We start from the raw sequence: 26376 nt of genomic DNA, 5'->3' as shown, positions 1-26376 counted from the left end.
GTCGCGACCGCGCGCTTCTGGTGGATCGCACTCGGCTATTTCTGCGGCCTCTACATCTGGTATGCGGTGCAGGTGCACCAGACCAAATTCCTGCTCGACATCGGCTTCAGTCCGGGCGTTGCGGTGTGGGCGCTCGGCATCGTCAGCCTGCTCGGCATTCCCGGCCAGATCCTGCTCGGCCATGTCTCCGACCGGATCGGGCGGGAGTGGGTATGGGCTCTGAGCTGCGCGGGTTTTGCGATCTGCTTCGCGGCACTGATCGCCTTGAAGTATCAGCCCTCGCTCTGGCTCGTCTATCTGATGGTGTTCACGCAAGGCGCACTCGGCTACGGCCTGACCTCGATCATGGGCGCGGTGGTGTTCGAGATTTTCCAGGGCAGGCATCAGGGCAGCATCTTCGGCGTGATCATGCTGGCGGCATTGGCCGGCGGCGCGGCCGGCCCCTGGGTCACGGGCTTGCTCTATGACCGCGCCGGCGACTACACGCTCGCCTTCGCCATTGCCATGATCGTGAGCGGCTTGTCGGCGCTGTCGATCTGGCAGGCCGCCCCCCGCAAGGTGCGGGCCGTGGCCGGACGGCTGCACAAGCTCCATGCCGGAACCGGCGCCGAATAGTTCCGTACCCACTGCATTGCCCTTGCTTTTTTCGCGGACCGTTAAGCATGTCGCGCCTTGGCGGGACGCGACGGGATTGCGAAAACGTCTTGGACACCATCGAAGCGCTAGCGTCGGCCGATTGCCGATGCCTCCGGGTCCAACGATGTCTGCCTCCGATTGTCCTGTGACAGAAACTCCGGAAGTGCTGCTGGCCGCGCTCGAATGCGCCGACGATGGCGTCGTCATCGTCGATAGCGCGCATCGCATCAGTCATTTCAATGCCGGCGCGGAGCGGATCTGGAAGCTCGCGCGCACCGACGTGCTCGGCCGCGATGCCGAGCTTCTGACCCTCAAATGCCTTCACGCCGATCCGGTTGCGGATTTTCGCGACGAGATCAGCCTCGTGCGGCGCGACGGCAGCCGGATCAGGGCGCTCGTGTCGCTGTCTTCCGCGACCATCGACGGCGCGGTCCATCACATCGTGTTCGCCCGCGACGTCACCGCCGAGGCCGAGCGCCGCGCGCGGATCGGGCTTCTCGACACCGTGTCCGACCGGACCAACCGCGCCGTGATCGTCACCGACGTCGAACAGAACATCCGCTACGTCAATTCGGCCTTCACGACGCTGTTCGGCTATACGAGCGACGAAGCCGAAGGACGCCGTGCGGCCGAGCTCATCACCGGTCGCCATACCGATCGCGCAGCCGTTGTCAGGCTACTCAAGCGCCTGATGCATGGCGGCCGCGGCGGTGAGGTCGAGCTGCTCGCCTACGACAAGGACGGCGAGGAGATCTGGGTTTGCGCCCGGATCGAGGCCTTCCGCGACAAGAAGGGCCGGGTCAAGCACATCTTCGCGCTGCTCGAGGACATCACCGAGACCAAGCAGTTGCGCTCGCTCCAGCAGCTCATCATGGCTGCGCTGGCCGACGAGGTTCCGATCGCCGAGATCGCCGACCGGCTGTGCCGCCGCGTCGAGGAGATCGCGCCCGACGTGGTCTGCTCGCTGCTTCACGTCGATGCCGCGGGCCTAGTCCATCCGCTCGGCGGTCCGAGCCTGCCCGAGGATTATTCCCGCGCACTGGACGGCATCGCGATCGGGCCCAATGTCGGCTCCTGCGGAACCGCCGCTTTCTACGGCGAGCCGGTGCTGGCGACTGATCTGGAGACCGATCCGCGCTGGCAGCCCTATAAGGCAATGCCGCTCGCGATCGGCCTGCGCGCGTGCTGGTCGACCCCGGTCAAATCCAAGGACGGCCGTGTCATCGCGACCTTCGCCTTCTATTATCGCGAGCCGCGTGGGCCGAGCCGCTGGCACCGGCGCATTGTCGACGCCTGCGTCAACCTCGGAGCCTTCGCGATCGAGCGCAAGGAGGCGCGCGCCGAGATCGCGCGGCTCGCCTATCACGACATTCTCACCGGGCTGCCGAACCGCGCGCAGCTGCGGCACCTGATCACGACCGCGATCGACGCCTGTCCGACCGGCGGCCACGTCGCGCTGGCCTTCCTCGACGTCGACCATTTCAAGGACGTCAACGACACCCTCGGCCACGCCGCCGGCGACGAGCTCCTGATCCAGCTCGCGCAGCGCCTGCGCGAGCAGATCGGGCCCGAAGATATCCTGGGACGGCTCGGCGGCGACGAATTCGTCGTGCTGCTGCCGCATCGCGACGCCGAGAGCGCCGGGCGTGTCGCGACCGGGATCACCGAGGCGCTGGCTGCGCCGTTGCGGCTTGGATCCAGGCCGATCCAGATGTCGGCGAGCATCGGCATCAGCCTCTATCCCGATCATGCGACCGACATCGACACGCTGATGCAGCAGGCCGACGCCGCCATGTACATGGCCAAGCAGGCCGGACGTTCGACCCATCGTCTCTTCAGCGCCGAGATGAACGGGCTGGCCGAGCAGCGGCTGGCGCTGATCGCGGCGCTGCGTCGCGCCATCGCGGAGGGCGCGCTCACGCTCAGCTACCAGCCGCAGATCCGCAGCTGCGACGGCGCCATCCACGGCGTCGAGGCCCTGGCGCGCTGGCATGATGCCGCGCTCGGCGATGTCTCGCCGGCCAAATTCATCCCGCTGGCGGAGGAGTGCGGACTGATCGAGCACATCGGGCTGTGGTCGGTGCGCGAGGCCTGCCGCCAGATGGCGAGCTGGCGCCGCGCCGGACTCAACATCCCCTGCGTGTCGGTGAACCTCTCCCCGCTCAATTTCCGCAGCGTCGCCCTTGCCGCGCGGCTGGCCGATGTCCTCGCCGAGCACGAACTGCCGCCGGCCGCCTTGATGCTCGAGATCACCGAAGGCACGTTCATGCAGGATGGCGCGGCCGCGCTCGAGACGATGCATGCGATCCGCGATCTCGGTGTCGGGCTCTCGGTCGACGATTTCGGCACCGGCTATTCGAGCCTGAGCCGGCTTGCCCATCTGCCGATCCGCGAATTGAAGATCGACCGCAGCTTTATGCGCGATATCGAGAAAGACGCCGGCGCGCTCGCGATCGCCACCGCCGTGGTGCGCGTGGGGCAGGGCCTCGGCATGACCGTCGTCGCCGAAGGCGTCGAGACCGAGGGCCAGCGCAGGACGCTGGCCGAGCTCGGCTGCGACGTCGTGCAGGGTTTTCTCTATGCACCCGCACTTCCGCCGGTCGCCTTCGAGCGCTGGCTGATCGAGCACTGCGCCGAGCAGGCGAGGGCGATGCTGGGGCGGCTCGACGTGGTGCCGGCCGGCGGGGTTGCGGTGAAGCGGTCGGCCTAGGGCGCTACCTTGGGCGGCTGATGTCCAGGCTCAGCCATTCGGTTGCAGGAACGAGCCGTATTGCTGGCTCGCGGCGACCGTGGCGGCGGCCTGTGCAATGACGCGCATTGCCGCCATCATGGGCCACGGCCCGAGGCTCACGCGCCGGACGCCGACGCGGGCCAACTCCGGGATTTCGGGGACGCCTTGCGTCACCATGATGTTGACCGGCAGAGGCGTGAGTTGAACCAACCTCTCGATGAGCGCGAGGTCGGTGAGGCCGGGTACGAAAATTCCATCGGCGCCGACGTCGGCATAAACCTTCGCGCGCCTTGCCGCTTCGTTCAGGCATTCGTCCGGCGATCCGAATTTCAGCAGAAACGGATCGGTTCTCGCATTGATGAACAGATGAATTCCGAGGTCTTGCGCGGCGCCCCGCACGGCTTTGATCTTCGCAGCGTGCCGTTCGGGACTGACAAGCTGTCGCTTTCCTCCGGATAGCCCGTCCTCGATATTGATGCCGACGGCGCCGGCTTGCAAAATCCCGGTCGCCGCCTTCGCTGCGGCATCCGGCGTGTCGCCATATCCTGCCTCCAGGTCGATTGATACCGGAACCGGGACGGCTGCGGTCATCCGCGACACCAGGCCTGTCACCATATCGAGCGGGACATTTTCTCCATCGGCGTATCCGAGTGCGGACGCCACCGCCCCGCTGCTGGTCGCGATGGCCGGTGAGGTCTTCGCAATGGCTTTGGCGGTGGCGACGTCCCAGGCGTTGAACAGGACGAGCGGATCTGTCTTGCGGTGAAGAGCGTGAAACGTCTCGGCGTGTTGCTGCTGTGTCTTGGCGTCCATCGCGCGTGCACTCCCGGTCGGATAACTTGAAAGGATGTTGTGGCCACGCCTTCAGTCAGGTGCGTGCGTCTTGAACCAGTCCATGATCAGGCCGGTGACTTCGGCCTCACGCTCGAGATGCGGGAAGTGCCCGACATCGGGCAGGACGATACGCTTGTGCGACCCCTTGAAGAGCGGCTCTTCCTTCACCGAATATTTCGCGGTCGGATCGTTGCCGCCATAGATCGTCAGCGTCGGCGTATGCATCTCGTTCATCGGCAGCCGGCCCGCAAATCCCGCATTGAACAGGCCACCATAATATTTGAGCGCCGCCGCCATTGTGCCGGGAGAGGAGAGCGTCTGCTTGACCGAGCGGAGATGCTCGTCGTTCCTGAATGTCGGCGACCACAGCTTCCAGAGATAAYCGACGAAGGGGAGGCCCTCGATGTTCACCGCCGTGTCGGCGCCGGGCAACTGGAAGAAATAGAAATGGAAGATGGATCGCACGGCGTCGGGATCCCGCCTGATGCTTGAAAATGTGATCGGGTGGGCGGTGTTCATGACCACGGCGGCCTTGATCGCCGATGGCGCCGTGGCCAGCGCCTGAAAGGTCGACGTGCCGCCCCAATCCATGCCGACGACGCGTGCCTGTCCGTCGTCGCTCAGCGCCGCAATGAGCGCCTCGAGATCCTTGCCCAGTGCGATGGGATCGAAAACTCCGTCCGCCGGGATCTCGGTCGGCGCATAGCCGCGCAGGAACGGTGYGACTGCGCGATACCCCGCATCCGCGAAGACCTGCAGTTGCTTTCGATACGACCATGCGTTGTCGGGAAAGCCGTGCATGAACATGACGAGGGGGCCGTCCCCCTGTTCGAGATAGGCGAACCGCACTCCGTTGCCCTGCACGTATTTCAGGACCGGTTCGCTGCCGCCTGCATGCGGCAGCGGTTGTGCCGTGCTCCGGATAGTCATCGCCATTCTCCATCTCAGCGTTGCTCCCTCATATATGTGCGCAGCGCACATATATGGTCAAGTTGTTTTTTGTGCGCTCCGCACATATTGTTCGACGCATGGAAACTGGAATCGCGAATTTGCTGGGGGCGCTCTCGCTCGCGGTCATGGATCGTATCGAGCAGAGCGCCCGCGAGGTCATCGGCCGCGGCGGCGAGACGCCTGCCGCGCTCGTCGTCATTGGGTATGGCCAGGGCATGACCAACGACAAGCTCCGGCGGATCCTGGGCCTGTCGCATTCCGGAACCGTCCGGCTGGTGGACCGTCTGGTTTCCGATCGGCTTGTCGAACGCCGGCCGGGAAAGGACGGCCGGGAGGTCGCCTTGTACCTGACAGCCACGGGCGCCGCGACCCGGAACGATCTGATGGCTTCCCGGATTTCAGCCGTCGCGTCGCTTCTGGAGGCGCTGTCTCCGGCCGACACGAAGCGACTTGGCGCGCTGATCCGTGAGTTGCTGGCAAGGCAGGACACCTCCGAGCTGGATCGCTTCACGATCTGCCGGATGTGCGACGATAGCGTCTGTACGAATTGTCCGCTGCCCACGACCAAGAGCGAGCGCAATCGCTAGCGCCAGGCGTCGAGACCCGCGGGGCAGCGCAAGATGCTGGCCGAGCTCGGCTGCGACGTCGTCAATAGTATGATGATTGCAGCATCCTGTTTCCGCGGTGAGAACGCCGGCAAGCTCTCCGCAATTATCCGTGCTTGATCTCGACTGATGGCTCTGTTTGGATGGTTTCGTTCGGTAATTCGTATTTCGGATAATCATCTTGGATGAAATGAATGGATACCGTCGTTCATTGGGTGCTCGTTCACGAGAAAGCATCGTGACCGCCCACCGCACCGGCATCGGGAACCGCCTGCTGGCGGCGTTGCCGCCGGCGGATCTCGGCTTGCTGACGCCGTATTTCCAGAAGGTCTCGTTCGAACCCGATGCCGTCCTGGTGCGGTCAGGCGATGAGCTCGACCCGGTTTATTTTCCCCATAGCGGCGCAATCGCCTTCATGCTCGATATGCCGGACGGGCAATCGGTCGCAACGACCTTGATGGGACGGGAAGGCGCCCTGGCCTCGTTCTCCGTGCTCGGCCCGTCGCTTTCATCCGTGACCGCGGTTGCTCGCGTGGCCGGCACGGCGTCGATGATTTCCGCCACCAGATTTCGGGCGGCCTATGCGCAAAGCGCCGCCATCAGGAATGTCGTGCAGGTCCACGCCCGCGCGGTGTTGTTGCAGCTCCAGCACGTCGCCGCTTGCAACGCCCTGCACCGGGTGGATCGCCGCATGGCGCGGTGGCTCCTGCAGCTTCACGACCGTGTTCCCGATGATCCCCTTCCGGTGACGCAGGAGGCGCTTGCGCAATTGCTTGGGGTGCGGCGGACGACAGTGACCCTGACGATGAGCAAGCTACGCGCGGCCGGTGCCGTCCCGTCCGACCGGCGCGGGTTCATGGAGATCGATCGGGCGCGGCTCGAGAGGGTCGCATGCGATTGTTATGCGCTCATGCAGCGCAACATCGATCGGATGTATTGCCAGGAATTGTCGGCGCCGCAGCCCGCCCATCCGCCGTTCCGGCCAAGCGCCGTCGTCGCCTCCGACGGAGCAGGTGGTGAATCCAGAGCCGTTTCGCGGGCGGGAAAATAGCGAGCAGAGCTGGGAGGCGGACATCCCGCTTATGTGAGGACACGCTCCGGCCGCTTTCAGCGCGATGCCAATCCGGTCCTGCGCCGCAAATCCGTGATCGCGCGCAAGAAACTGTCGGCCGGCGTCGTCTCCGGATCGATCAGCCGGTGCAGGCGAAAACCGTCCTCGAGCGCCAGCACGACCGAGGCCATCCATGGCGGGTTCAGCGTGTCGCCCTTCGCGTTGCTCTTCAGCGTGGCCTCGACGATGTCGGCGATCAGCTTGCGCCGCGCGCGCAGGCGTTTTGCGAGCTCGGGCCGGCGCTTCTCGGCGCGCGCGACGTAGAGGATCATCTCCATGTGCAGCAGCGGCGAGCGGCCGAGCGGATCCTGCCGGCTGCGGTCCATCGTCCGCAGCGCGGCGATGAAATCGTCGAGATTGTCGTGCTGCGCCAGGATGTCCATGTTGCGCCGGATCGACTGCTCGACATGGTCCTCGAGCATGGCGATGATCAACTCGTCCTTGCTCTTGAAGTTGGAATAGAACGCCCCGCGGCTGAAGCCGGCCGCGGCCGCGATCGCCTCGATGCTGGCGCCGCCGATGCCGTCCGCCTCGAACACGCGCGCCGCCGCCTCGAACAGCCTGTCGCGCGTGTCGTCCCTGGTCGGCCTGGTTCTCACCCTTGACATCGGTCCTGTTTAGGGCAGAATGCAACTCGATACAACAATGTATCGAGTTGATAAATCCAGGGATGGTTACGCCGGGCATTGGGACGACCGGCGTATTCGTGTCATGCGGCAACCGATTTGAGGTCACCATGAACGAGCAAGTGCAGCCTGCGAACGGCGATCCGTTGTTCAACCCGCTGTCGCCGGACTTCATCCGGAATCCCTATCCGCATTACGACCGGCTGCGCACGCTCGATCCGATTCATGTGACGCCGTTCGGCCAGTTCGTCGCCAGCCGCCACGCCGATGTCAGCCTCGTGATGCGCGACAAGCGCTTCGGCAAGGACTTTGTCGAGCGCTCCAAGCGCCGCTATAGCCCTGCCATCATGGACGAGCCGGTGTTCCGCAGCATGAGCCACTGGATGCTGCAATCCGACCCGCCCGACCACACCCGCCTGCGCGGCCTTGTGGTGAAGGCTTTCACCGCCCGCCGCGTCGAGGACATGCGGCCGCGGATCCAGGAGATCGTCGACCAGGCCATCGATGCGGTGATCGATCGCGGCCGCATGGACCTGATCGAGGATTTCGCCTTCCGCCTGCCCATTACCATCATCTGCGACATGCTCGGCATCCCCGCGGACCACCGCGAGGTGTTCTACAAGAGCTCGCGCGATGGCGGGCGGCTGCTCGACCCCGTGCCGTTGTCGCCCGAGGAGATCGCGAAGGGCAACGCCGGCAACATGATGGCGCAGATGTACTTCCAGCAGCTGTTCGAACTGCGCCGCCGCAATCCCGCCGACGACCTCACCACCCAGCTCGTGCAGGCCGAGGAGGACGGCAACAAGCTCACCAATGAGGAATTGACCGCCAACATCATCCTGCTGTTCGGCGCCGGCCACGAGACCACCGTCAATCTGATCGGCAACGGCCTGCTGGCCCTGCACCGCAATCCGGACCAGCTCGCGCTGCTCAAGGCGCGGCCGGAGCTGATGGTGGGCGCGATCGAGGAATTCCTGCGCTACGATTCCTCGGTGCAGATGACCGGCCGCGTCACGCTGGAGGATATCGACGATCTCGGCGGCAAGAGCATCCCCAAGGGCGAGACCGTCCTTTGCCTGCTCGGCTCGGCCAACCGCGATCCCGCGGTCTATCCTGACAGGCCCGACCGGCTCGACATCACGCGGCCCAATGTGAAGCCGCTGTCGTTCGGCGGCGGCATCCATTTCTGCCTGGGGGCCCAGTTGGCCCGTATCGAGGCCGAGATCGCCATCGCCACGCTGCTGCGCCGGCTGCCGGATCTGCGCATCGACGACGTCGAGACCCCGGAATGGCGGCCGACCTTCGTGCTGCGCGGGCTGAAGCAGCTGCCGGCGAGCTGGTGAGGCGGCTTGGCGTTAACCTCCGCGCGCAACAGTCGCTGTGACTTCGCCACACTTCCCCCTATATAAGGGACTGTTCCGGCGCGCCTGAAGCCTTTGCGGTCAAGGTTTGGCCCGGGTGCCGGTTTGGCCGAGGGGAGACCCGTGCAGACGACGCTGCTCGGATTGGCGATTGCCTTCATCTTAGCGCTGCTGGCCGCGCTGATCGGGCCTTACTTCATCGACTGGAACCAGTTCAGGCCCCAGTTCGAGGCGGAGGCGAGCCGGATCATTGGCGTGCCGGTGCGGGTCGCGGGCGAGCTCGACGCGCGGCTGTTGCCGGCGCCGACGCTGCGGCTGCGCTCGCTCACCTTCGGCGGCAACAACGATCTCGGCCGCCTGCGTGCCGACAAGCTCGACGTCGAGTTCAGCCTGGGCTCGCTGATGCGCGGCGAGTGGCGCGCCACCGAGCTCACGGTCAACGGCATGGCGGTGGATCTCGGCCTCGACGCCAGGGGACGGGTCGATCTGCCGTCCACCGCGAGCGGCACCTTCAATCTCGCTTCGCTCGCCATCGAGCGGCTGAACCTGACCGGCCGCATCGCCCTGCATGACGCCGCCAGCCGCTCGACGCTGGAACTGAACGACATCGCCTTCTCCGGCGACGTGCGCTCGCTCGCCGGCTCGGTACGTGGCGACGGCAATTTCACCGCGGGCGGCATCCGCTATCCGTTCCGCATCTCCTCCGGCCCGAGCGCCGACGGCAGCGCCACCCGCCTCCATCTCAATATCGATCCCGGCGAGCGCGCCATCCTCGCCGATCTCGAAGGCGTGCTCGCTTTCGACAACCGCCTGCCGAAATTCGAGGGTGCGCTGACGCTGGCGGTGCCGCCGGCCAAAAAGCCGGGCGAGGCGGGCCCGACGCCCTGGAAGCTCACGACAAAGCTCAAGGCCGATCCGGCCGGCGCCAAATTCGACCAGATCGACGCCAGCTTCGGCACGGAAGACAATGCGCTGAAGGCCGGCGGCGTCGGCGATCTCAAATTTGGCGCCTCGCCGCTGCTGCGCGCGGTGCTGTCGGCGCGCCAGGTCGACGCCGACAAGCTCGCGGGTAAGAGCGATGCCGCACCGCTGCGCATCCTGCCGGCGCTGCGCGCGGGTCTCGCGGCTATCCCGCAGGCGCCGATCCCGGCGCAGATCGAGTTCAACTCCGACCAGATCATGCTGGGCGCACGGCCGCTCCAGAACATCACGGCGGAGCTGACGACCGACGGCAAATCCTGGACCTTCCAGCGTCTCGACCTGCGCGCCCCCGGCATGACGCAGCTCGCGCTCAACGGCGCGGCGCCGGGCTCCAGCAGCTTCAGCGGCCGCCTCAGCGTCGAATCCTCCGATCCCGATACGCTGGTGGCCTGGCTCCAGGGCCGAAGCGAGGTCAACCGCCGCAGCACCAGGCCGCTGCGCCTTTCCGGCGAGGTGACGATCGCGGCAAACCATTTCGCCATCGAGAAGCTGAAGGCCGATATCGAAGGTGGCGCCGTCGAGGGCCGGATCGATTTCGCACAGACCGGCGCGAGCAAGGGCTCGCGGATCGACGCGGAGCTGAAGGCCGATCGCCTCGATCTCGATGCGGCCGCGAGTTTTGCGCGCRCGCTTGCGGGACCGCAGGGCGAATGGCCGGAGGAAGCAAAGCTTTCGCTCGAGATTGGCCGCGCGACCTCCGCCGGCCAGGAGCTGCGGCCATTCGCGGCAAAGCTCGGTTACGGCCCGACGTCACTGTCGCTGGAGCAGTTGCGCTTCGGTCAGGCGAGCGGCGCGACGACGGAGGCGAGCGGCAGCTTCGACCGCGCCAAGGCCACCGGGCGGCTCGCGCTGAAATCGTCGGCCAATTCGCTGCGCGAGCTCACCGCGCTGATCGAGCCGTTTGCGCCTTCGGTCCGCGCCCGGTTCGATGCGCTCCCGGCGCTGCCCGGCGCAACGCGCGTGAAGCTCGATCTGAGCCTCGACAGGAACGCCGAGCATGCCGATCGCAGCGACGCCCGCGCCGTGCTCGATCTCGACGCACCGCAGCTCAAGGCCACCGCGACGCTGGCCGCGCAGACGCCGCTCGTGGCCGTCACCGGCATCGACATCGACCGCTTGCGCAACAGCGACTTCACGCTGGACTCGAAATTGTCGACGCCGCAGGCCGGCGCGCTGCTGGCGCTGCTCGGCCTCGATCGATTGGTGGCCGCAGGCGAGGGCGCCTCGCAGTTCGAAGGCCGGTTAAGCGGCGCGTGGCGCCGGCCGCTGCAATTGAACGCGAAGCTCAGCGGCGGCGGGCTGGACGCGGATGCGCAGGGCAGCGTCGAATTGTCCGCGCCGGAGCCGAAGGCCAGCGTGAATTTGCGCGTGCGCAACGCCAATCTGGCGCCGCTGTTCGGCGCCGGGCCTGCCGACAAGTCGGCTCGGAACGTCAACCTGTCCTCGCGCGTGGGCCTGTCCGGCAATCGCCTCACCTTCGACGATCTCGACGGCAGCGCGGCCGGCTCGCATTTGCGCGGCCATCTGGCGGTGACGCTCGATCAGGAGAAGAGCATCGACGGCGAGGTCGGCCTCGACGCGCTCGATCTCGCGCCCGCGCTGGCGATCGCCCTCGGCGCGGCGGGACGCGACGCAGCCGAGCCGCTGGGCGCGGGGCTCATCGGTGGCTGGCGCGGCCGGATCGCATTCCAGGCCCTGCGCGGGAGCCTGCCGGGCGGGATAGAGCTGCGCCCCGTGGGCGGCACCATCAGGACCGACGGCCAGTCGCTCGCGCTCGACGCGCTGAAGGGCGGCCTCGGCGGCGGCGAGATGTCGGCGAGCCTCGATGCGCGGAATGGCGCGGGCGGCCTCGCGCTGAACGCGCGTATCGAGCTCAGCAATGTCGATGCGGCGGCGCTGCGCTACCGCGATCTCGCGCTGCCGAAGGGGCGCGCCTCGGTGCAGATGGCGCTGACGAGCCAGGGCCGCAGCCTCGCTGCCTTGACCGGCGCGCTCGCCGGCAATGGCACGGTGACGCTCGACGCCGCCGAGATCGCCGGCCTCAATCCCCGCGCCTTCGAGATCGCCATCCGCGCCAGCGACGGCGGCCAGGTCGCCGACGACAACCGGCTGCGGCAGCTGGTCGAGCCCGCGCTGTCGGCAGCTCCCATTGCGGTCGCCTCGGCGCAGATCCCGTTCACGATCCGCGATGGCCGGCTGCGCGTCGGCGCCACCCCGCTCGAGGCGAAGAACGCCCGCGCCATCGTCTCCGGCGGCTACGACATTCCCGCCGACCAGGCCGACATCCGCGCCAGCCTGACGCCGATCATGACCGGGCTGTCCGGCGCCCCGCCGGAGATCCAGTTGTTCGCGGCTGGCCCGCCGGACCGGCTGAACCGCACCCTCGATCTCGCGCCGCTGTCCTCATGGCTTGCGGTGCGCACCATCGATCGCGAAACGCGCCGGCTCGATGCCATCGAGCGCGGTGAGCCGCCACCGGCCACCGCGGCGCTGCCGACGCTGGTCTCGCCCGATCCGGAGCCGTCGCTGACCGACGTGCCGGTGCCCGGCCGCGATCCGCGCCGCGCGCCGCCGCCGAAGCCCAGGGTTGAGCCCAGGGGTGAGCCTAAGGCCGCGCCGATGCCGAAGGCGCCGCAGGCCGCTCCCGCCGCACCGAGCCCGCCGCTCGCAAGCCAGGCGGCGCCGCTGCCGCCGCCGATCGAGGTGAGGCCGGCGCCCGGACCGCCGCCGCCAAGACCCAAGCCGAAGCCGCCGCTGGTGCTGACGCCGTCGAATCCTTAGGCGACGTTAGTTTGGAGAGGTCGGGCGGCGGGCTCGGTCAACCTCTCCCGCTTGCGGGAGAGGATAGGCCGCCTTCGGCGGCCGTCATCGAAGAACGCCGAGGCGAAGCCTCGGCTATTCCGAAGGTGCGGGTGAGGGCTCTCTCCTCTGGGGGAGTCTCTCTGCGGAGACACCCTCACCCCAACCCTCTCTCGCAAGCGGGAGAGGGAGCGCACCTTCCCCCTTGCCTGCCGGTGAACACATTCCCGCGCATTTTAATGAGTTTTAGTCGGCAAAACTGATCTGCCGACTTTACCGGATTCTCGCGTTTGATCCCTAGTGTCGGTTCCAGAGGAATCCGGCGTCGCGCCACGAGCGGCGGGACGGCTCGCCAAAGAACTACCAAGAACTGGGGTGATCGACATGAACGGGGCAACATCGCTTCTACAGGATCTGGACGACGCGATCGCGCGCGGCACCGACGAGAGCCGGGCGAAGGCGTTGTGGCATGCGACCGACATTCTGATCACCGGCCGCTATAGCGACGACGAGATCAGCATGTTCGGCGAGGTCATCGGCCGTCTTGCCGACGAGATCGAGGTCGCAGCGCGGACGCAGCTCTCCGAGCTGATGTCGGCCTGCGATCACGCCCCGCTCAACGTCATTGCAAAGCTCGCGCTCGACGACGAGATCGAGGTCGCCGGTCCCGTGCTGCGCGACTCCACGCGGATCGACGAGAAGATGCTGGTCGAGAGCGCCCTGACCAAGGGACAGGCGCATCTGCTCGCGATTTCCCAGCGCCAGTCGATCGGCGAGGCCGTCACCGACGTGCTGGTCAAGCGTGGTGACCAGGAGGTCGTGACCTCCGTGGCCAGGAACGAGGGCGCGCGCTTCTCGGGGTCGGGCCTGTTGCACATGGTCCGGCGCGCCGAGGGCGATTCGATCCTTGCCGAGCAGCTCGGCCTGCGCAAGGACGTGCCGCGCCACATCTTCCAGCAGCTCATCTCGAAGGCGTCGGAGGACGTCCGCCGCCGGCTCGAGACCGAGCGGCCGGAGATGATGGCGCAGATCCAGAGCTCGGTGACCGAGGTCACCGGCGATCTGCAATCCAAGTTCGGTCCGTCCTCGCGCAGCTATTTCGTCGCCAAGCGCGTGGTGACGACGCAGTACCGGCAGGGCAACCTCAACCAGGATTCGATCTCGAACTATGCCCGCCAGCATCGCTTCGACGAGGTGCAGATCGGCCTGTCGCTGCTGTCGGCGCTGCCGGTCGACGTGATCGAGCGCGCGTTGATGGACCGCAACCGCGAGATGATCCTGGTGCTGTGCAAGGCGCTCGACTTCTCCTGGGATACGACCATGTCGCTGCTGTTCCTCGGCGCCAAGGATCATCTGATCACGGCGCGCGAGCTCCACGACAATGAGCGCGATTTCGGCCGGCTCAAGATCGAGACGTCGCGCAGCATTTTGAAGTTCTACCAGTCGCGCAAGAACAGCGCTGGCGCCGACCCCGCCCAGGGTCGTCAGCCCGAGCTCCAGGTCCACTGAGCATCAAGGTCCACTGAGCATCATCCGGGAATTGGCAGGGGAGTATTTGCAATGTTGCCTCAATTCGGCACCGCAGTTCGCAAGAATCCGAACAAGAACCTCGACAAGGCCGTCACCGCCGATCTCGGCGGCGGCACTCCGGACAAGGCCTCGGTCGACGCCGCCTGGCTCGTGCTGGAAGCCGCCAACGATCTCGGCGACCACGCCGCGATCGAAGCCTGCCGCCGCGTCATCGACGCCGAGCTGAACGGCACGGTCGCGGGCAGCTCGGATCTCGATCTCGTGCTGGGGTATTTCAGGTAGGGTTCCGTAGCCCGGATGGAGCGCAGCGCAATCCGGGACAGCCGTGTCCGCGCAAGAAGACCCGGATTACGCTGGGCTCCATCCGGGCTACGCTCGCAATGACGGAGTCTAGGGCACCGTCATTGCTCCTTCAGTTGCTCCATTGAGTGCTGACAGCATCCCGGCTCGAAAACGCGCTAAGCGTTCGCGCCGCCGTCGACCGTCAATGTCGAGCCCGTGATGTATTTGGCCTTCGCGCTCGCCAGGAACGCAACCGCGCTTGCTATGTCATCCGTTGCGCCATAGCGGCCGAGTGCCATGAACTGCTTCAACGTCTCCGCGGTCGGGCCGCTCGCAGGATTCATGTCGGTGTCGATCGAGCCCGGCTGCACCAGATTGACCGTGACGTCCCGGGGGCCGAGCTCCCGTGCCAAGGCCTTCGTGAACGCGGCAAGCGCCGACTTCGACGCCGCGTAGACGCCGAGCACCGGCGAGGGCACGCGGTCGGCGAAATAGCTGCCGATGGTGATGATGCGGCCGCCCTTGCCGAGGTGGCGCAGCGCGGCCTTGCTCGCGACCATCGGGGAACGGACGTTGACGTTCAGGAGTGCGTCGATATCCCCAAGCGAGATGTCGTTGAGGCCGCCCAAGCGCAGAATTCCGGCGTTGTTGACGAGGATATCGAGCCCGCCCAGCGCAGCGACGGCCTTGTCGACCGAGGCCTGGACGGCGGCGACATCGGCGCTATCGGCCTGGATCGCCACGGCTTTGCGCCCCGTCGCCTTGATGGCGTCAACCACCTTCGCGGCGCTGTCTGCGGACTTCTCATAAGTGATCGCAACGTCCGCGCCTTCCGTCGCCAGTGCTTTCGCAATGGCTGCACCAATACCCCTGCTTGCGCCCGTCACCAGGGCCCGTTTTCCTGCCAGCGTCATCTGATCTCTCCAATTCTGTAACGATCGACACAAAATATGTGGCGCCTTGATCGGTCGCGTCAAGGGGATTATGTGTTGATCACTACAGAAAGGGATGCGATGGCGGGACGGCCACGGGAATTTGACCGCGAGGCGGCACTCGAAGCCGCCATGTTCCTGTTTTGGCGCAAGGGTTTCGAGGCGGCCTCGATGCACGACCTTTGTGACGCCATGGGCGTCCGCTCGCCGAGTCTCTATGCGGCCTTCGACAGCAAGGAGGCGCTCTATCTTGCGGCGATCGAGCACTACGTCCTGACCCATGGGCAACCGGTGTGGGACAGGCTCGCGGAAGGCGCAACCGCGCGTGCCGGGATTGAAAATCTGCTGGTCGCGGCGGCCGAGACCCTGCCGAAATCCCGGACGGCGCCGGCCGGCTGCATGGCCGTGCTGGGCGCCGTCAGCGACGAATGGCCGGCGACAATCGCCCGCGCCATCAAAAAGGTCCGCCTCGACATGCTCGCCAATCTGCGCGCTCGGATCGAAGGGGCGGTCGCCAATGGCGAGCTGCCCGCTGCGACGGACATCGATGCCCTGAGCCGGTTCTACCTCGGCGTCTTCCAGGGAATGGCCATCCAGGCCAAGGACGGCGCCTCGCCCGAGGAGTTGAGAGGCGCAGCCAGGGCGGCGATGGCCGCGTGGCCGGGCGACAGGAGTCCTGCGTCAGTCCCGGCGCCTTCTCGCCCATAGAGCGACGACGCAACGGGCCATCGCCCGTCCGATTTGGCCCGTCCGATTTGCGCCAATGCCGGCATCCGGGTCACGGCGTGTTGGGCCGAAAGTTTGATCTATCTCAAGGCCGAATCCGAAACGCGGGCCCAGCTTACCTTCGGAAGGCGGCGATAGGTCCAGACCGGCGGGAGGTGAAGCATGTACCGGCATATTCTCATTCCGACAGATGGGTCGGAGCTGGCGGAGCATGGAGTGGCGCATGGGTTGGCGTTGGCGAAATCCCTTGGTGCCAAAGTATCTCTCATCTTCGTTGTGGAGCCGTTCTCAGAAATGACAGGGCGGTTCCGTGAAGCAGTCGCAACATATGCCGAGTTGCGCAAGGAACAGGCCACGAGCGCGTTGGATCGCGCGGCAAAGGCGGCCAAGGAGGCCGGCGTTTCCTGCGAACCGATTCAAGTGGAGAACGGGCAACCCCATCAAGCCATCATCGCAGCAGCCGAGAATAAAGGTTGCGATCTCATCGTCATGTCATCCCATGGGCGCAGCGGACTCTCCATGCTTCTCATCGGGAGTGTGACAAACAAGGTGCTGGCGCAGGCGAAAACCCCCGTACTGGTCTGTCAGTGAATGTGCGGATCTGGCGACAGAGTGCTCGCTCGCCACGGACACGCGCATTGCACGCAGCTGTGATCAGCGGAACTCGCTCCGAATGTAACGACCGATGCTCCTCTCCGTACAGCCTGTAGCGAACGTTTGGTTCGCCAACAGATGCATGTGCACTCCGGGGAGACATCGTCACATGAAGGGATTCAACGTCGCGGAGAATGGCGGCGGTTCTTATCGTCCTCTCGCCATTCTCCGCTGGGTCATGGTGATCATATTCGTGTCGTTCGGAATGCAGAAGTTCACGCTGCAATCCGCCCAGGGCATCGCCCAGTTCATCACCAACAGTCCGTTCATCTCCTGGCTGTCGGTGTTCGGCCTCAGGGGAGAGGCGTATTTCCTCGGTGTTTCTGAATTCGTGATTGCGGCGCTGCTCGCGGCTGGCGCGTTCAGCCCAATCTTGTCCGCCGTCGGCTCGCTCATGGGCGTGGTGACCTTCGCGATCACATGGTCGTTCTTCTTCACGACGCCGGGGGTGGTCAAATGGAGCCTCTCATCCGATCCAATGGCGTGGAATTTAACCGGCGAATTCCTGTTCAAGGATATCGTCTTGCTCAGTGTTTGCGCCGTGTTGTTTCTCGCGTCGTTGCCGCAATCGGTTGCTCGGCTGCGCACCAGCTGAGCGTCAGGCCGCCTCTCACAGCCGGGCGCGGTAGATCACGACGTCCTCGCCATGATGCGTCGTGCTCTTCTCTAGGACGTAATTCGACTTCTCCAGCACGCGGCGGGACGCGCCGTGTCCGACGAAGACCAGACCGATGAGGGACGGCAATTTCAGCTGTGACAGCCCGATGTCGGTCAGCGCGGTCGCGATCTCGCTCGCAAGTCCCTTGCCCCAAAATTCGCGCTTGAAGGTGTAGGCGATCTCGATCTCGTCGATGCCGTCCACGAGGATGTGCCGGATGCCCGCCCGTCCGGCGAACTGGCCGTCTGTCGTTCGCAGCGCCCAGAGCCCGAAGCCGTGCTGGTCCCAATGGGCCATGTTGACGGCAAGATAGATCTTCGTTGTCTCGGCCGAGCGCACGCCGCCGAGATAGCGCGACACCTCGGCATCGAGATGGAGCGCGACGAGGTCGGCGAGATCATCGTCGCGCAGTTTCTCGGCGGTCAGTCTGTTGGTGCGGAAGTGATCCAATGAGGTTAGCCGCGTTCGAAGTGAGCATCGATTGTTGCGCCGACGATACCGTCCTGCCGACGTTCTACTCGACCTTCCGGTCGCCGGTGTGACGCGCGGGGTTTGATCTGCATCAAATACGCGGATGACGATCGCGCCACAACCCGACTTCGAGGCTCGCAGGTTGACAGGTGCGATGATCCCGACTTGGTACGTCAGCTTTGAAATTCGACAACGTGGCGTTTTGCCGAGGCAGCGCAGTCCGCGCGAGACGCGGACGTTCGCGACCGAGGATGAAGCCAAGTTGTTCGCGCGCGCAAAGCTCGATGAAGGCCTCTCTGTTTTTGCAGGTACGATCAATCCTCACGTTCCGAGGCGGCTCATTCCGGCGCCAGATATCCATGCGTGGCTCAACGATGACGGCGGCTCTCTACCGTCAGAAGCGTCGAGCATCGATTAAGCACGCTACGGTGCATAGAGATGGCGCTTGGGTGTTGCCATTTTGATACGGGCTTCGAGACTCCTGCCCGCGTAAAGTTCCTCACATTCGCGAACCTTATGCACCTGGTCGGCATGGGTGCTCATTTTTGGACGAAACAGCGAATTGAACGAAAGAGCAAAAAAGGGGACGAGACAATGAGGAAGTTTTCGACTGCTGCGATCGGCTTCGTGGCACTGAGTATGGCGGCTCCGGCCATGGCGGCCGACATGGCCGTCAAGGCGCCGCCGCCGGCACCAGTGGTGGCGATCTACAACTGGAGCGGATTCTACATCGGCGCCAACGGTGGCTGGGGGCAAAGCCATGGTTGCGCCGACTTCGTAACGCCCGCTGGGACGCTGGCAGGTGGCTGCGCCGATCGCTCCGGTGGTCTTGCCGGTGGACAGATCGGGTACCGCTGGCAAACCAATCAGTTTGTGCTTGGTCTGGAAGCTCAGGGCGATTGGGCCGAGATCAAGAACACGCGCGTCAGCCTGATCGATCCGTTGATCTCGACCACGGGCAAAATCGACGCCATTGGGCTGTTCACAGCCCAGCTCGGTTGGGCATGGAACGCTTCGCTGCTCTACGTGAAGGGCGGCGCCGCCGTGACCCGCAATCGATTCGATATATTCAACAACGTCACCGGTGTCGGGCTGGCTTCGGCAGGTCACACGCGCTGGGGCGGCGCCCTGGGTGTCGGCTGGGAATATGGTTTTGCGCCGAACTGGTCGGTCGGTATCGAGTACGACCATCTCTGGATGGGACGCGACAATTTCGGCTTCGCAGGCGTGGTCACGCCCGGCGGGTTCACGCTCACCGGCAGTGGGATCAGCCAGGATGTGGACATGGTTACGCTTCGGGTGAACTACCGCTTCGGTGGTTTCGGTGCTCCGGTCGCTGCTCGCTATTGAGCGTGTGTGTCCTCCCGGTGAACTCAGGCCCCGGCATCGACCGGGGCCTTTTCATGGGAAGCCGAAGAAAACGATGGAGGTCCGGCATCAATTCCTGCGATGTCGCAAGGCCAGGCGCGGGTGAATTGTGCGGACTTGTCGAGGATGCGGGCCGCGATCAATCGTTGGCGGACGCTGTCCCGATGATGCCATCATGCCGGTGTTTTGCCCGACGGGTCAAGGCGAATTCGGATAATTCGTAACCCATTGATTTCACGACCCCCGTCTACTGTGCATGGGGTTGTTTGCAACTTTTTTAGTTTCGAGGGGGCTCTATCCCGCCCCTAACGCCACCGCGACGTTGTACGTCACGAGGCTCGCGGCATAGGCCAGCACCAGCATGTAGCCGAAGGTCGCAGCCATCCATCTCCAGCTTCCGGTCTCGCGCCGGATCACGGCCAGCGTCGAGGCGCATTGCGGGGCGAAGATGTACCAGGCCAGCATCGACAGCGCGGTGGCGAGCGACCATTTCGTCGCCAGCACCTGGCCGATCTGCTCGGCCGCCTCCTTGCCGCCTTCGATCGCATAGACGGTGCCGAGCGCTGCGACCGCGACCTCGCGCGCCGCCATGCCGGGGATCAGCGCCACCGCGATCTGCCAGTTGAAGCCGACGGGGGCGAGCAGGGGCTCGAGCGCCTTGCCGATGATCGCTGCCAGGCTGAAGTTGATGGCGGGTTCGGTGGCGCCTGCAGGCGGCTGCGGGAACGAGGCCAGGAACCAGATCAGCACCATCATCGAGAAGATCGTGGTGCCGGCGCGGTGCAAAAACATTTTTGCCCGCGTGTAGACGCCGATCGCGATCGATTTCAGCCGCGGCATCTTGTAGTCGGGCAGCTCCAGCATGAACGGCGCCGGCGCGTAGTCGCGCAGCATGAAGAACTTGATCAGGAACGAGACCAGCAGCGCGCTGGTGATGCCGGCGACGTAGAGGCCGAACATCACGAGGCCCTGGAGGTTGATGAAGCCCCAGACGTCCCTGGCCGGAATGAAGGCGGAGATGATCAGCGTATAGACCGGAATGCGCGCCGAGCAGGTCATCAGCGGCGCGATCAGGATCGTGGTCAGCCGGTCGCGCTTGTTGTCGATCACCCGCGTCGCCATGATGCCGGGAATGGCGCAGGCAAAGCTCGACAGCAGCGGAATGAAGGCGCGGCCGTGCAGGCCGGCGCCGCCCATGATGCGGTCCATCAGGAACGCGGCGCGCGCCATGTAGCCGAAATCTTCCAGCAGCAGGATGAACAGGAAGATGAGGATGATCTGCGGCAGGAACACGATGACGCTGCCGACGCCGGAGATCACGCCGTTCTGCAGAAAACTCTGCAGCAGGCCGGCGGGCAGGGTGTCGTGTACGAGTTCGCCGAGCACGTCGAAGCCTGATTTGAGCAGGTCCATCAGCGGCTGCGCCCAGGCGAACACCGCCTGGAACATCACGAACAGGATAGCCGCCAGCACGATGAGGCCGCCGACGGGATGCAGCACCACGGCGTCGATCCGCGCGGTCCAGGTGTCGGGCCGGCTCGGCAGGCTGACGCAGTCGGCGATGATGCGGTCGGCCTCGCGCTGGGTGGCGCGCAATTCGGCGACGCTGAGCGCGCGCCAGCTGTTCTCCTGGGGCTCGGATGCGAGCTTGGCCGCGATCTCGTCGGTCAGCGTCAGGAGGTCGGCGGTGCCGCCCTTGCGCACCGCGATCGAGGTGACGACGGGCACGCCGAGCTCCTTGGCGAGCCGCTCGGCGTCGACAGTGATGCCGCGGCGGGTGGCGATGTCGAACATGTTGAGCACGAGGATCATCGGCCGGCCGGTGCGCTTCAGCTCGAGCAGCAGGCGGATGGTCAGCCGCAGATTGGTCGCGTCGGCCACGCACAGCACGAGGTCGGGCACGGTCTCGCCGGAGGCCTTGCCGAGCACGAAATCGCGGGTGATCTCCTCGTCCGGGCTGCGGCCGCGCAGCGAATAGGTGCCGGGCAGGTCGACCACCGAGACCTGGCGCCCTTGGGGCGTGACGAAGAAGCCTTCCTTGCGCTCGACGGTGACGCCCGGATAGTTCGCGACCTTCTGCCGGCTGCCGGTCAGGGCATTGAACAGCGAGGTCTTGCCGCTGTTTGGCGTGCCCACCAGGGCGAGATGCAGCAGGGGTGCTTCCATGTGATCAAACGCCTGGAATTGGGGTCCGGTCGCTATCTAGGCGACGATGATGGCCATGGCTTCGCGACGGCGCACCGCGATGGTGATGTTGTCGACGCGCACGGCGATAGGGTCGCGCCCGACCAGCCCCTCGTGCAGGACCTCGACCCGGGCGCCCTCGACGAAGCCGAGTTCGAGCAGGCGGCTCTCGAGCTCGAGGTCCGAGAGCGCCGAGCCCGCGTCCCTGGCGGAGAGGTGCTGAATGACGCCGGTGTAGCCGCGCTGGGCCAGGCCCAGCGGCATCTGCGGACGCGTATCATGGATGTCGGTCATGCCCTGTATTTTCAACGCAGGGCATTGAGGTCAAGCGTGCTGGTCGGCCGAAACTGCACCTTAGAGTGATTTTAAAGTGCAGAGGCCGAAAGCGTCGGGAAAGCGCCCTCGCGGCTTACTGGGCCGCGACCTTCTGCTCCGGCGGAACGGCCATCGCACGGCTCTTGAAGTAGTCCAGGACGAACAGGCGGATCGCCGAGGACAGGTTGCCCTGCTGGCGGTTGCCGTCGATCTCCCCGACGAGCTCTGACAGCGTCATGTTGCGAAGGCCCGAAATCTCCTTCATGCCGTTCCAGAACGCCTCTTCCAGGCTGACGCTGGTCTTGTGGCCGGCGACCACGATCGATCGTTTCACGACGGGCGACTTCATGGCTGCTCCTCGCGATCGATCCGGTGCTGGTCCAGGTGCTCCTTCGCCTGCTCCGCGCGCGTCTCCTCCGCCGACCGCTCCGCCTTCGTGCGGCCGAACTTCGCCCGGTTGACGTCCGCCTGCTTCGCCGAGGCTTCCCGCTCGGCGCGCTTCCTGACGCGATTCAGGTTGATGACTTTCCCCATGCCGCGTCTCCATCATCCGATCCTCTGTGGGCAGGATGAAACCTTCAGAAACAGGGCGCCGCGATGCGCCCTACAAGACTTGATCGCCATTCGCTCGTCCTCGTCAATCGGCCTCTCGGGCCATCAAACGATGAATTTCGCCCCGCCAAGGGCATAATGGCCGCGTAGCACGCATGCCCGCCGCGACATTGACGGTAATCAAATCCCGTCCTTTAAGCCCTACAATTTTGAGCTTCAGGGCTCCGTATCATTACGGATGACTATCGGAATTCGGAATTACCCCGGTTTAGTCATCTTCTCCGGCTGCACCAGACGGTCGAACTCGTCCGCCGAGACGAAGCCGAGCCGCAGCGCTTCTTCCTTCAGCGTCGTGCCGTTAGCGTGCGCGGTCTTGGCCACCTTGGCCGCGTTGTCGTAGCCGATCTTCGGTGCGAGGGCCGTCACCAGCATCAGCGAGCGCTGCATCAGCTCCTTGATCCGCTTTTCGTCGGCACGGATGCCGCTGACGCAATGTTCGGTGAAGGAGCGCGCCGCGTCGGCCATCAGGCGGATCGAGTGTAGCATATTGTAGGCGAGCACGGGCTTGTAGACGTTGAGCTCGAAATGGCCCTGGCTGCCGGCGACCGTGATCGCGGTGTGATTGCCGAACACCTGGCAGCACACCATGGTCATCGCCTCGCACTGCGTCGGATTGACCTTGCCCGGCATGATCGAGGAGCCCGGCTCGTTCTCCGGCAGGATCAGTTCGCCCAGGCCCGAGCGCGGGCCCGATCCGAGCAGGCGGATGTCGTTGGCGATCTTGAACAGCCCCGTCGCCACCGAATTGATGGCGCCGTGCGCCAGCACATAGGCATCGTTGGAGGCCAGCGCCTCGAATTTGTTGGCGGCGCTGGTGAAGGGCAGTTTGGTGATCCCGGCCACGTGCTTTGCGAACAGTCTTGCGAAGCGCGGCTTGGAGTTGAGGCCGGTGCCGACGGCGGTGCCGCCCTGCGCCAGCGGATGGAGCTCTTTCACCGCGACCTTGAGCCGGGCGATGCCGCTCTCGACCTGCGCGGCATAGCCGGAAAATTCCTGGCCGAGCGTCAGCGGCGTCGCGTCCTGGGTGTGGGTGCGGCCGATCTTGACGATCCTGGCGAACTCCCTCTCCTTCTTGCGCAGTGCACGGAGCAATTCGCCGAGGGCCGGGACGAGATCGGCGGTGATGCGGCTTGCGGCCGCAATGTGCATCGCGGTCGGGAACGAGTCGTTGGACGACTGGCTCATGTTGACGTGATCGTTGGGGTGCACCGGCTTCTTGGCGCCGAGCTCGCCGCCGAGCAGCTCATTGGCGCGGTTGGCGATCACCTCGTTGAGGTTCATGTTGGTCTGCGTGCCCGAGCCGGTCTGCCACACCACAAGCGGGAAATGGTCGTCGAGCTTGCCCTCGATCACCTCGCGCGCGGCGCGGATGATCGCATTGGCGCGGCGCTGGTCGAGCAGGCCGAGCTCGCGATTGGACTGTGCGGCCGCGAGCTTGACGATGCCCAGCGCATGCACCAGCGCAATCGGCATGCGGTCGATGCCGATGCGAAAATTCTGGCGCGAGCGCTCGGTCTGCGCCCCCCAATAGCGATCGGCGGGGACCTCGATCGGACCGAAGCTGTCGGTCTCGATGCGGGAGGAGGGGCGTCGCGAGGGGGTGGTGGTCTTCGAGCGGGCAGTCTTGGCCATGAGCACATCCATTCCGCCGCGCGAAATGCCGCGCGGCCACTTGATAGGCTCATCTATATAGGCAGTTTGGCCGGGCGCTATGGTCGCGGGCCCAACCTAGATCATTTCTTGCGGAAACGATCGAGCCGCACGACTTCGGCGCCGCCCTGGTTCGGGGCTGCCGGCTCCTCCGTGCCTTCCGCGGTCTCGGCGGCGGGGGCAGCAGGCACCGCGACGGCCGTTGGCGCAGGAGCCGCAGGCAACGTCTCGGGTGCCACCTCGGCGACGTCGGAGGTGTCGAACTGGAGGCCGAATTTCACGGACGGATCGAGGAAGCTCTTGATGGCGCTGAACGGCACGATCAGCCGCTCCGGAATGCCGCCGAACGACAGGCCGACCTCGAACCGGTCCTCGAGCACGGTCAGATCCCAGAACTGGTGCTGAAGGATGATCGTCATCTCTTCCGGATATTGCGCGAGCAGCCGCGACGACAGCTTCACGCCCTCGGCCTTCGATACGAAGGTGATGAAGAAATGATGCTCGCCCGGCAATCCATGGGATGCGGCATCGGTCAGCACCTTGCGCAGCACGCCGCGCAGCGCGTCGCGGGCCAGCACATCGTATCGGATATGATCGGTCGCCATGGTGGTCCTGTTGCATTCCAGGAGGCGGGCCCTGCCGGCCCGACTCGCCAAGCCACAATAGTACCGCGCCTGACGGGTCAGCAGGAGTCCCCGCCGAGAAGGAAATAATAAGATGTAAGTGGAGGCTTCTGTTGCCAGGTGCCTCCGAACCCCGCCTAACGGAGCTTAACCCGTTAGGACTTTAAGATGGTCTTTCAAACTGCGTTACGCAGCCTGAGCAACCGGAGCAAAGTTGTCGTTGGCAACTATTGCAGTAGCCCGATAACGGCGGAACAATACCGGGAAAAAGCACGCCCTTTACGCCCTCGTCGATCCTATTTCGCCCCCGCCAAAGCCCGCCTTTCGGCAGGCTGAAGCCCCTTTGTTTCGCGGGTCAGAGCCCGCGATCCGGTGGGCTTTGGTGGAGGCGCCGGGTACCGCCCCCGGGTCCGAATGGTTTATTACGACGACCATTTATTTCCATAGCCGGCGAACCGGCACCCCCAATATAGGGGGCAAAGGTTTCAAATGACAGGGGATTCAAGCGGCTTCGGCGCTGTTCCCTTTGGATAGGTTCCGGATGGGCTTGGCCGGGGCGCAGCCCGCGTTCTAGGCTTCGGGCATGTCCCAGGACTCAGCACCGGCCGTCCAAGAGCCGGATCCAACCGCCGCGCAAGGCCTCCCGCCCAGCCTGCCTGCGCTGTTCCTGGCCTTCGCCCGGATGTCGCTGGCCGGTTTCGGCGGGGTGTTGGTGTTTGCCCGGCGGGCCATCGTCGAGCAGCACCGCTGGATGACCGCGGACGAATTCAACGAGACGTTCGCGCTCTGCCATTTCCTGCCCGGCCCCAACATCGTCAATTTGTCGATGGTGTTCGGCGCGCGGCTGCGTGGGATCGCGGGCGGCGTTGCCGCCTTTGCCGGGCTGCTGCTGCCACCGACGCTGATCATGACCGTGCTCGCGGCGATCTACGCCCATTTCGGTGATGTCGACGTGCTGCGCCGCAGCCTGGCGGGCATCTCCTGCGCCGCGGTCGGCCTCTTGATCGCAGTGGTCTTCCGCATGATGGCGCCGCTGTTGAAGCGGATGGAGGCCGTCGCGCTCATCCTGATGCTCGGCGTGTTCACCACCATCGGCGTGCTTCGCCTGCCGCTCCAGGCCGTGCTGCTGGTCGCGATTCCCCTCAGCGTCGCCGTGACCTTCCTCCTGCGACGGAAAGTAGCAGCATGACCAGCGACAGCCCGATCTGGGCGTTGATCTCCACCTTTGGTCTGATGTCGCTGTTCGCGGTCGGCGGCGCCGCGGCGGCGGTGCCCGAGATGCATCGCATCGCGGTCGACGTGCATCACTGGATGACCGACAAGCAGTTCGCCGATGCCTATGCGATCGCGCAGCTCTCGCCAGGTCCAAACGTCCTTATCGTCACGTTAATCGGCTATGCCGTTGCCGGAATTCCCGGGGCGCTGGCGGCGACGCTGGCGATGTGCCTGCCGACGGCCCTGCTTGCCTATTATGTCAGCCGGCTCCTGAACCGGCCGAGCCAATCGCGCTGGCCCGGCCTGATTCAGGCTGCACTGGTTCCGCTCTCGATCGGATTGATGGCGGCAAGCGCCTTGATCCTGGCCCAGTCGACCGATCGTACCGTTATTGCTTTGCTCTTAACCGGGGCGGTTGCGATCATTGCGACCCTGTCGCGGATCAATCCACTATGGCTCCTGCTCGCCGGAGGCCTGTTTGGTTTTGCTGGCATTGTGTGATGAAAATCGCTAGGCAGTGA

The 26376-nt window shown here is 65.1% G+C and carries 26 protein-coding genes and 1 other RNA gene; 15 read left to right on the top strand and 12 right to left on the bottom strand.

Going from position 1 to position 26376, the window contains the following annotated elements:
* Together ACXJMY_RS14085 and ACXJMY_RS14080 are read left to right on the top strand one after the other, a co-directional pair.
* A partial coding sequence (locus ACXJMY_RS14085; protein WP_456619936.1) for an MFS transporter occupies positions 1–615 on the top strand: 615 nt, incomplete at its 5' end.
* 145 nt (positions 616–760) lie between these two features.
* Complete coding sequence (locus ACXJMY_RS14080) at positions 761–3346, top strand: EAL domain-containing protein (protein ID WP_456619935.1); 2586 nt, start codon at positions 761–763, stop codon at positions 3344–3346.
* A gap of 30 nt (positions 3347–3376) precedes the next feature.
* Here the strand turns inward: ACXJMY_RS14080 and ACXJMY_RS14075 are convergent, their stop codons facing one another.
* Both ACXJMY_RS14075 and ACXJMY_RS14070 read right to left on the bottom strand, forming a co-directional pair.
* Positions 3377–4180, bottom strand: coding sequence for an isocitrate lyase/PEP mutase family protein (locus tag ACXJMY_RS14075; protein ID WP_456619934.1), 804 nt, complete (start codon positions 4178–4180; stop codon positions 3377–3379).
* A 51-nt stretch (positions 4181–4231) separates the two neighbouring features.
* Complete coding sequence (locus ACXJMY_RS14070) at positions 4232–5131, bottom strand: alpha/beta fold hydrolase (protein WP_456619933.1); 900 nt, start codon at positions 5129–5131, stop codon at positions 4232–4234.
* Positions 5132–5184: 53 nt separating this feature from the next.
* Between ACXJMY_RS14070 and ACXJMY_RS14065 the strand changes: the two genes are divergently transcribed.
* Positions 5185–5739: a MarR family winged helix-turn-helix transcriptional regulator gene (locus ACXJMY_RS14065; protein WP_456619932.1), complete on the top strand. Its 555-nt coding sequence runs from the start codon at positions 5185–5187 to the stop codon at positions 5737–5739.
* 256 nt (positions 5740–5995) lie between these two features.
* Positions 5996–6808, top strand: a complete 813-nt coding sequence (locus ACXJMY_RS14060) for a Crp/Fnr family transcriptional regulator (protein WP_456619931.1) — start codon at positions 5996–5998, stop codon at positions 6806–6808.
* A 56-nt stretch (positions 6809–6864) separates the two neighbouring features.
* Here ACXJMY_RS14060 and ACXJMY_RS14055 read toward each other — a convergent pair whose 3' ends face one another.
* Positions 6865–7476 (bottom strand): TetR/AcrR family transcriptional regulator, encoded by a 612-nt coding sequence (locus ACXJMY_RS14055; RefSeq protein ID WP_456619930.1) that lies wholly within the window; start codon positions 7474–7476, stop codon positions 6865–6867.
* A gap of 128 nt (positions 7477–7604) precedes the next feature.
* Here ACXJMY_RS14055 and ACXJMY_RS14050 point away from each other — a divergent pair, with 128 nt between their 5' ends.
* The 4 genes from ACXJMY_RS14050 to ACXJMY_RS14035 all read left to right on the top strand — a co-directional run bounded on the left by ACXJMY_RS14050 (position 7605) and on the right by ACXJMY_RS14035 (position 14447).
* Positions 7605–8837 (top strand): cytochrome P450, encoded by a 1233-nt coding sequence (locus ACXJMY_RS14050; RefSeq protein ID WP_456619929.1) that lies wholly within the window; start codon positions 7605–7607, stop codon positions 8835–8837.
* Positions 8838–8978: 141 nt separating this feature from the next.
* Entirely contained in the window at positions 8979–12617 is a 3639-nt protein-coding gene (locus ACXJMY_RS14045) for an AsmA family protein (RefSeq protein WP_456619928.1), read from the top strand.
* Positions 12618–13019: 402 nt separating this feature from the next.
* Entirely contained in the window at positions 13020–14144 is a 1125-nt protein-coding gene (locus tag ACXJMY_RS14040; RefSeq protein WP_456619927.1) for a DUF2336 domain-containing protein, read from the top strand.
* A 51-nt stretch (positions 14145–14195) separates the two neighbouring features.
* Positions 14196–14447: a hypothetical protein gene (locus ACXJMY_RS14035; RefSeq protein WP_456619926.1), complete on the top strand. Its 252-nt coding sequence runs from the start codon at positions 14196–14198 to the stop codon at positions 14445–14447.
* A gap of 176 nt (positions 14448–14623) precedes the next feature.
* Here ACXJMY_RS14035 and ACXJMY_RS14030 read toward each other — a convergent pair whose 3' ends face one another.
* Positions 14624–15361, bottom strand: coding sequence for a 3-oxoacyl-ACP reductase family protein (locus tag ACXJMY_RS14030; RefSeq protein WP_456619925.1), 738 nt, complete (start codon positions 15359–15361; stop codon positions 14624–14626).
* Between the two features lie 36 nt (positions 15362–15397).
* Here ACXJMY_RS14030 and ACXJMY_RS14025 point away from each other — a divergent pair, with 36 nt between their 5' ends.
* From ACXJMY_RS14025 to ACXJMY_RS14015, 3 genes are all read left to right on the top strand, one after another.
* Positions 15398–16087, top strand: coding sequence for a TetR/AcrR family transcriptional regulator (locus ACXJMY_RS14025; RefSeq protein ID WP_456619924.1), 690 nt, complete (start codon positions 15398–15400; stop codon positions 16085–16087).
* Positions 16088–16267: 180 nt separating this feature from the next.
* On the top strand, positions 16268–16696 hold the full coding sequence (locus tag ACXJMY_RS14020) for a universal stress protein (protein WP_456619923.1): 429 nt from the start codon (positions 16268–16270) through the stop codon (positions 16694–16696).
* 172 nt (positions 16697–16868) lie between these two features.
* Positions 16869–17354, top strand: coding sequence for a YkgB family protein (locus ACXJMY_RS14015; protein ID WP_456619922.1), 486 nt, complete (start codon positions 16869–16871; stop codon positions 17352–17354).
* Positions 17355–17369: 15 nt separating this feature from the next.
* On the opposite strand, the gene ACXJMY_RS14010 is transcribed toward ACXJMY_RS14015, so the two are convergent.
* Entirely contained in the window at positions 17370–17867 is a 498-nt protein-coding gene (locus ACXJMY_RS14010) for a GNAT family N-acetyltransferase (protein ID WP_456619921.1), read from the bottom strand.
* A 175-nt stretch (positions 17868–18042) separates the two neighbouring features.
* Here ACXJMY_RS14010 and ACXJMY_RS14005 point away from each other — a divergent pair, with 175 nt between their 5' ends.
* Together ACXJMY_RS14005 and ACXJMY_RS14000 are read left to right on the top strand one after the other, a co-directional pair.
* The gene (locus tag ACXJMY_RS14005; protein ID WP_456619943.1) at positions 18043–18306 is read left to right on the top strand and encodes a hypothetical protein; all 264 of its coding nucleotides are present in this window, start codon (positions 18043–18045) and stop codon (positions 18304–18306) included.
* A gap of 176 nt (positions 18307–18482) precedes the next feature.
* Positions 18483–19238, top strand: a complete 756-nt coding sequence (locus ACXJMY_RS14000) for an outer membrane protein (protein ID WP_456619920.1) — start codon at positions 18483–18485, stop codon at positions 19236–19238.
* Positions 19239–19550: 312 nt separating this feature from the next.
* Here the strand turns inward: ACXJMY_RS14000 and feoB are convergent, their stop codons facing one another.
* From feoB to ssrA, 7 genes are all read right to left on the bottom strand, one after another.
* Positions 19551–21422: a ferrous iron transporter B gene (feoB, locus tag ACXJMY_RS13995; protein WP_456619919.1), complete on the bottom strand. Its 1872-nt coding sequence runs from the start codon at positions 21420–21422 to the stop codon at positions 19551–19553.
* A gap of 36 nt (positions 21423–21458) precedes the next feature.
* The gene (locus ACXJMY_RS13990) at positions 21459–21734 is read right to left on the bottom strand and encodes a FeoA family protein (protein WP_456619918.1); all 276 of its coding nucleotides are present in this window, start codon (positions 21732–21734) and stop codon (positions 21459–21461) included.
* Between the two features lie 115 nt (positions 21735–21849).
* Positions 21850–22104 carry a ribbon-helix-helix domain-containing protein gene (locus ACXJMY_RS13985; protein ID WP_456619917.1) on the bottom strand — a complete coding sequence of 85 codons (255 nt, stop codon included), beginning with the start codon at positions 22102–22104 and terminating at the stop codon, positions 21850–21852.
* On the bottom strand, positions 22101–22289 hold the full coding sequence (locus ACXJMY_RS13980) for a DUF4169 family protein (protein WP_456619916.1): 189 nt from the start codon (positions 22287–22289) through the stop codon (positions 22101–22103). Before ACXJMY_RS13980 ends, ACXJMY_RS13985 begins: the two co-directional genes overlap by 4 nt.
* A gap of 276 nt (positions 22290–22565) precedes the next feature.
* Positions 22566–24011, bottom strand: coding sequence for a class II fumarate hydratase (gene fumC / locus ACXJMY_RS13975; RefSeq protein ID WP_456619915.1), 1446 nt, complete (start codon positions 24009–24011; stop codon positions 22566–22568).
* 89 nt (positions 24012–24100) lie between these two features.
* The gene (locus ACXJMY_RS13970; RefSeq protein WP_456619914.1) at positions 24101–24622 is read right to left on the bottom strand and encodes an SspB family protein; all 522 of its coding nucleotides are present in this window, start codon (positions 24620–24622) and stop codon (positions 24101–24103) included.
* Positions 24623–24739: 117 nt separating this feature from the next.
* Positions 24740–25139: a transfer-messenger RNA gene (gene ssrA / locus ACXJMY_RS13965) on the bottom strand.
* Between the two features lie 84 nt (positions 25140–25223).
* On the opposite strand from ssrA, the gene ACXJMY_RS13960 reads away from it, so the two are divergent.
* Positions 25224–25829, top strand: coding sequence for a chromate transporter (locus ACXJMY_RS13960; protein WP_456619913.1), 606 nt, complete (start codon positions 25224–25226; stop codon positions 25827–25829).
* Entirely contained in the window at positions 25826–26356 is a 531-nt protein-coding gene (locus ACXJMY_RS13955) for a chromate transporter (protein ID WP_456619912.1), read from the top strand. The genes ACXJMY_RS13960 and ACXJMY_RS13955 overlap by 4 nt, the downstream gene beginning before the upstream one ends.
* Positions 26357–26376: the final 20 nt, after the last annotated feature.

Source organism: Bradyrhizobium sp. P5_C12, assembly GCF_054049735.1.
The sequence above is the reverse complement of the archived record's forward strand: the minus strand, read 5'-3'. Positions and strand labels throughout refer to the sequence as shown.

What these genes read in the sequence shown, in the direction of transcription:
- ACXJMY_RS14030 (WP_456619925.1), bottom strand. Translation starts at nt 15,361, where the DNA reads ATGACGCTGGCAGGAAAACGGGCCCTGGTGACGGGCGCAAGCAGGGGT.
- ACXJMY_RS14040 (WP_456619927.1), top strand. Translation starts at nt 13,020, where the DNA reads ATGAACGGGGCAACATCGCTTCTACAGGATCTGGACGACGCGATCGCG.
- ACXJMY_RS14055 (WP_456619930.1), bottom strand. Translation starts at nt 7,476, where the DNA reads ATGTCAAGGGTGAGAACCAGGCCGACCAGGGACGACACGCGCGACAGG.
- ACXJMY_RS14075 (WP_456619934.1), bottom strand. Translation starts at nt 4,180, where the DNA reads ATGGACGCCAAGACACAGCAGCAACACGCCGAGACGTTTCACGCTCTT.
- ACXJMY_RS14080 (WP_456619935.1), top strand. Translation starts at nt 761, where the DNA reads ATGTCTGCCTCCGATTGTCCTGTGACAGAAACTCCGGAAGTGCTGCTG.
- ACXJMY_RS13970 (WP_456619914.1), bottom strand. Translation starts at nt 24,622, where the DNA reads ATGGCGACCGATCATATCCGATACGATGTGCTGGCCCGCGACGCGCTG.
- ACXJMY_RS13990 (WP_456619918.1), bottom strand. Translation starts at nt 21,734, where the DNA reads ATGACCGACATCCATGATACGCGTCCGCAGATGCCGCTGGGCCTGGCC.
- feoB (WP_456619919.1), bottom strand. Translation starts at nt 21,422, where the DNA reads ATGGAAGCACCCCTGCTGCATCTCGCCCTGGTGGGCACGCCAAACAGC.
- ACXJMY_RS13955 (WP_456619912.1), top strand. Translation starts at nt 25,826, where the DNA reads ATGACCAGCGACAGCCCGATCTGGGCGTTGATCTCCACCTTTGGTCTG.
- ACXJMY_RS14020 (WP_456619923.1), top strand. Translation starts at nt 16,268, where the DNA reads ATGTACCGGCATATTCTCATTCCGACAGATGGGTCGGAGCTGGCGGAG.
- ACXJMY_RS14065 (WP_456619932.1), top strand. Translation starts at nt 5,185, where the DNA reads ATGGTCAAGTTGTTTTTTGTGCGCTCCGCACATATTGTTCGACGCATG.
- ACXJMY_RS13960 (WP_456619913.1), top strand. Translation starts at nt 25,224, where the DNA reads ATGTCCCAGGACTCAGCACCGGCCGTCCAAGAGCCGGATCCAACCGCC.
- ACXJMY_RS14015 (WP_456619922.1), top strand. Translation starts at nt 16,869, where the DNA reads ATGAAGGGATTCAACGTCGCGGAGAATGGCGGCGGTTCTTATCGTCCT.
- ACXJMY_RS13985 (WP_456619917.1), bottom strand. Translation starts at nt 22,104, where the DNA reads ATGAAGTCGCCCGTCGTGAAACGATCGATCGTGGTCGCCGGCCACAAG.
- ACXJMY_RS14025 (WP_456619924.1), top strand. Translation starts at nt 15,398, where the DNA reads ATGTGGCGCCTTGATCGGTCGCGTCAAGGGGATTATGTGTTGATCACT.
- ACXJMY_RS14000 (WP_456619920.1), top strand. Translation starts at nt 18,483, where the DNA reads ATGAGGAAGTTTTCGACTGCTGCGATCGGCTTCGTGGCACTGAGTATG.
- ACXJMY_RS14035 (WP_456619926.1), top strand. Translation starts at nt 14,196, where the DNA reads ATGTTGCCTCAATTCGGCACCGCAGTTCGCAAGAATCCGAACAAGAAC.
- ACXJMY_RS14005 (WP_456619943.1), top strand. Translation starts at nt 18,043, where the DNA reads ATGATCCCGACTTGGTACGTCAGCTTTGAAATTCGACAACGTGGCGTT.
- fumC (WP_456619915.1), bottom strand. Translation starts at nt 24,011, where the DNA reads ATGGATGTGCTCATGGCCAAGACTGCCCGCTCGAAGACCACCACCCCC.
- ACXJMY_RS14050 (WP_456619929.1), top strand. Translation starts at nt 7,605, where the DNA reads ATGAACGAGCAAGTGCAGCCTGCGAACGGCGATCCGTTGTTCAACCCG.
- ACXJMY_RS13980 (WP_456619916.1), bottom strand. Translation starts at nt 22,289, where the DNA reads ATGGGGAAAGTCATCAACCTGAATCGCGTCAGGAAGCGCGCCGAGCGG.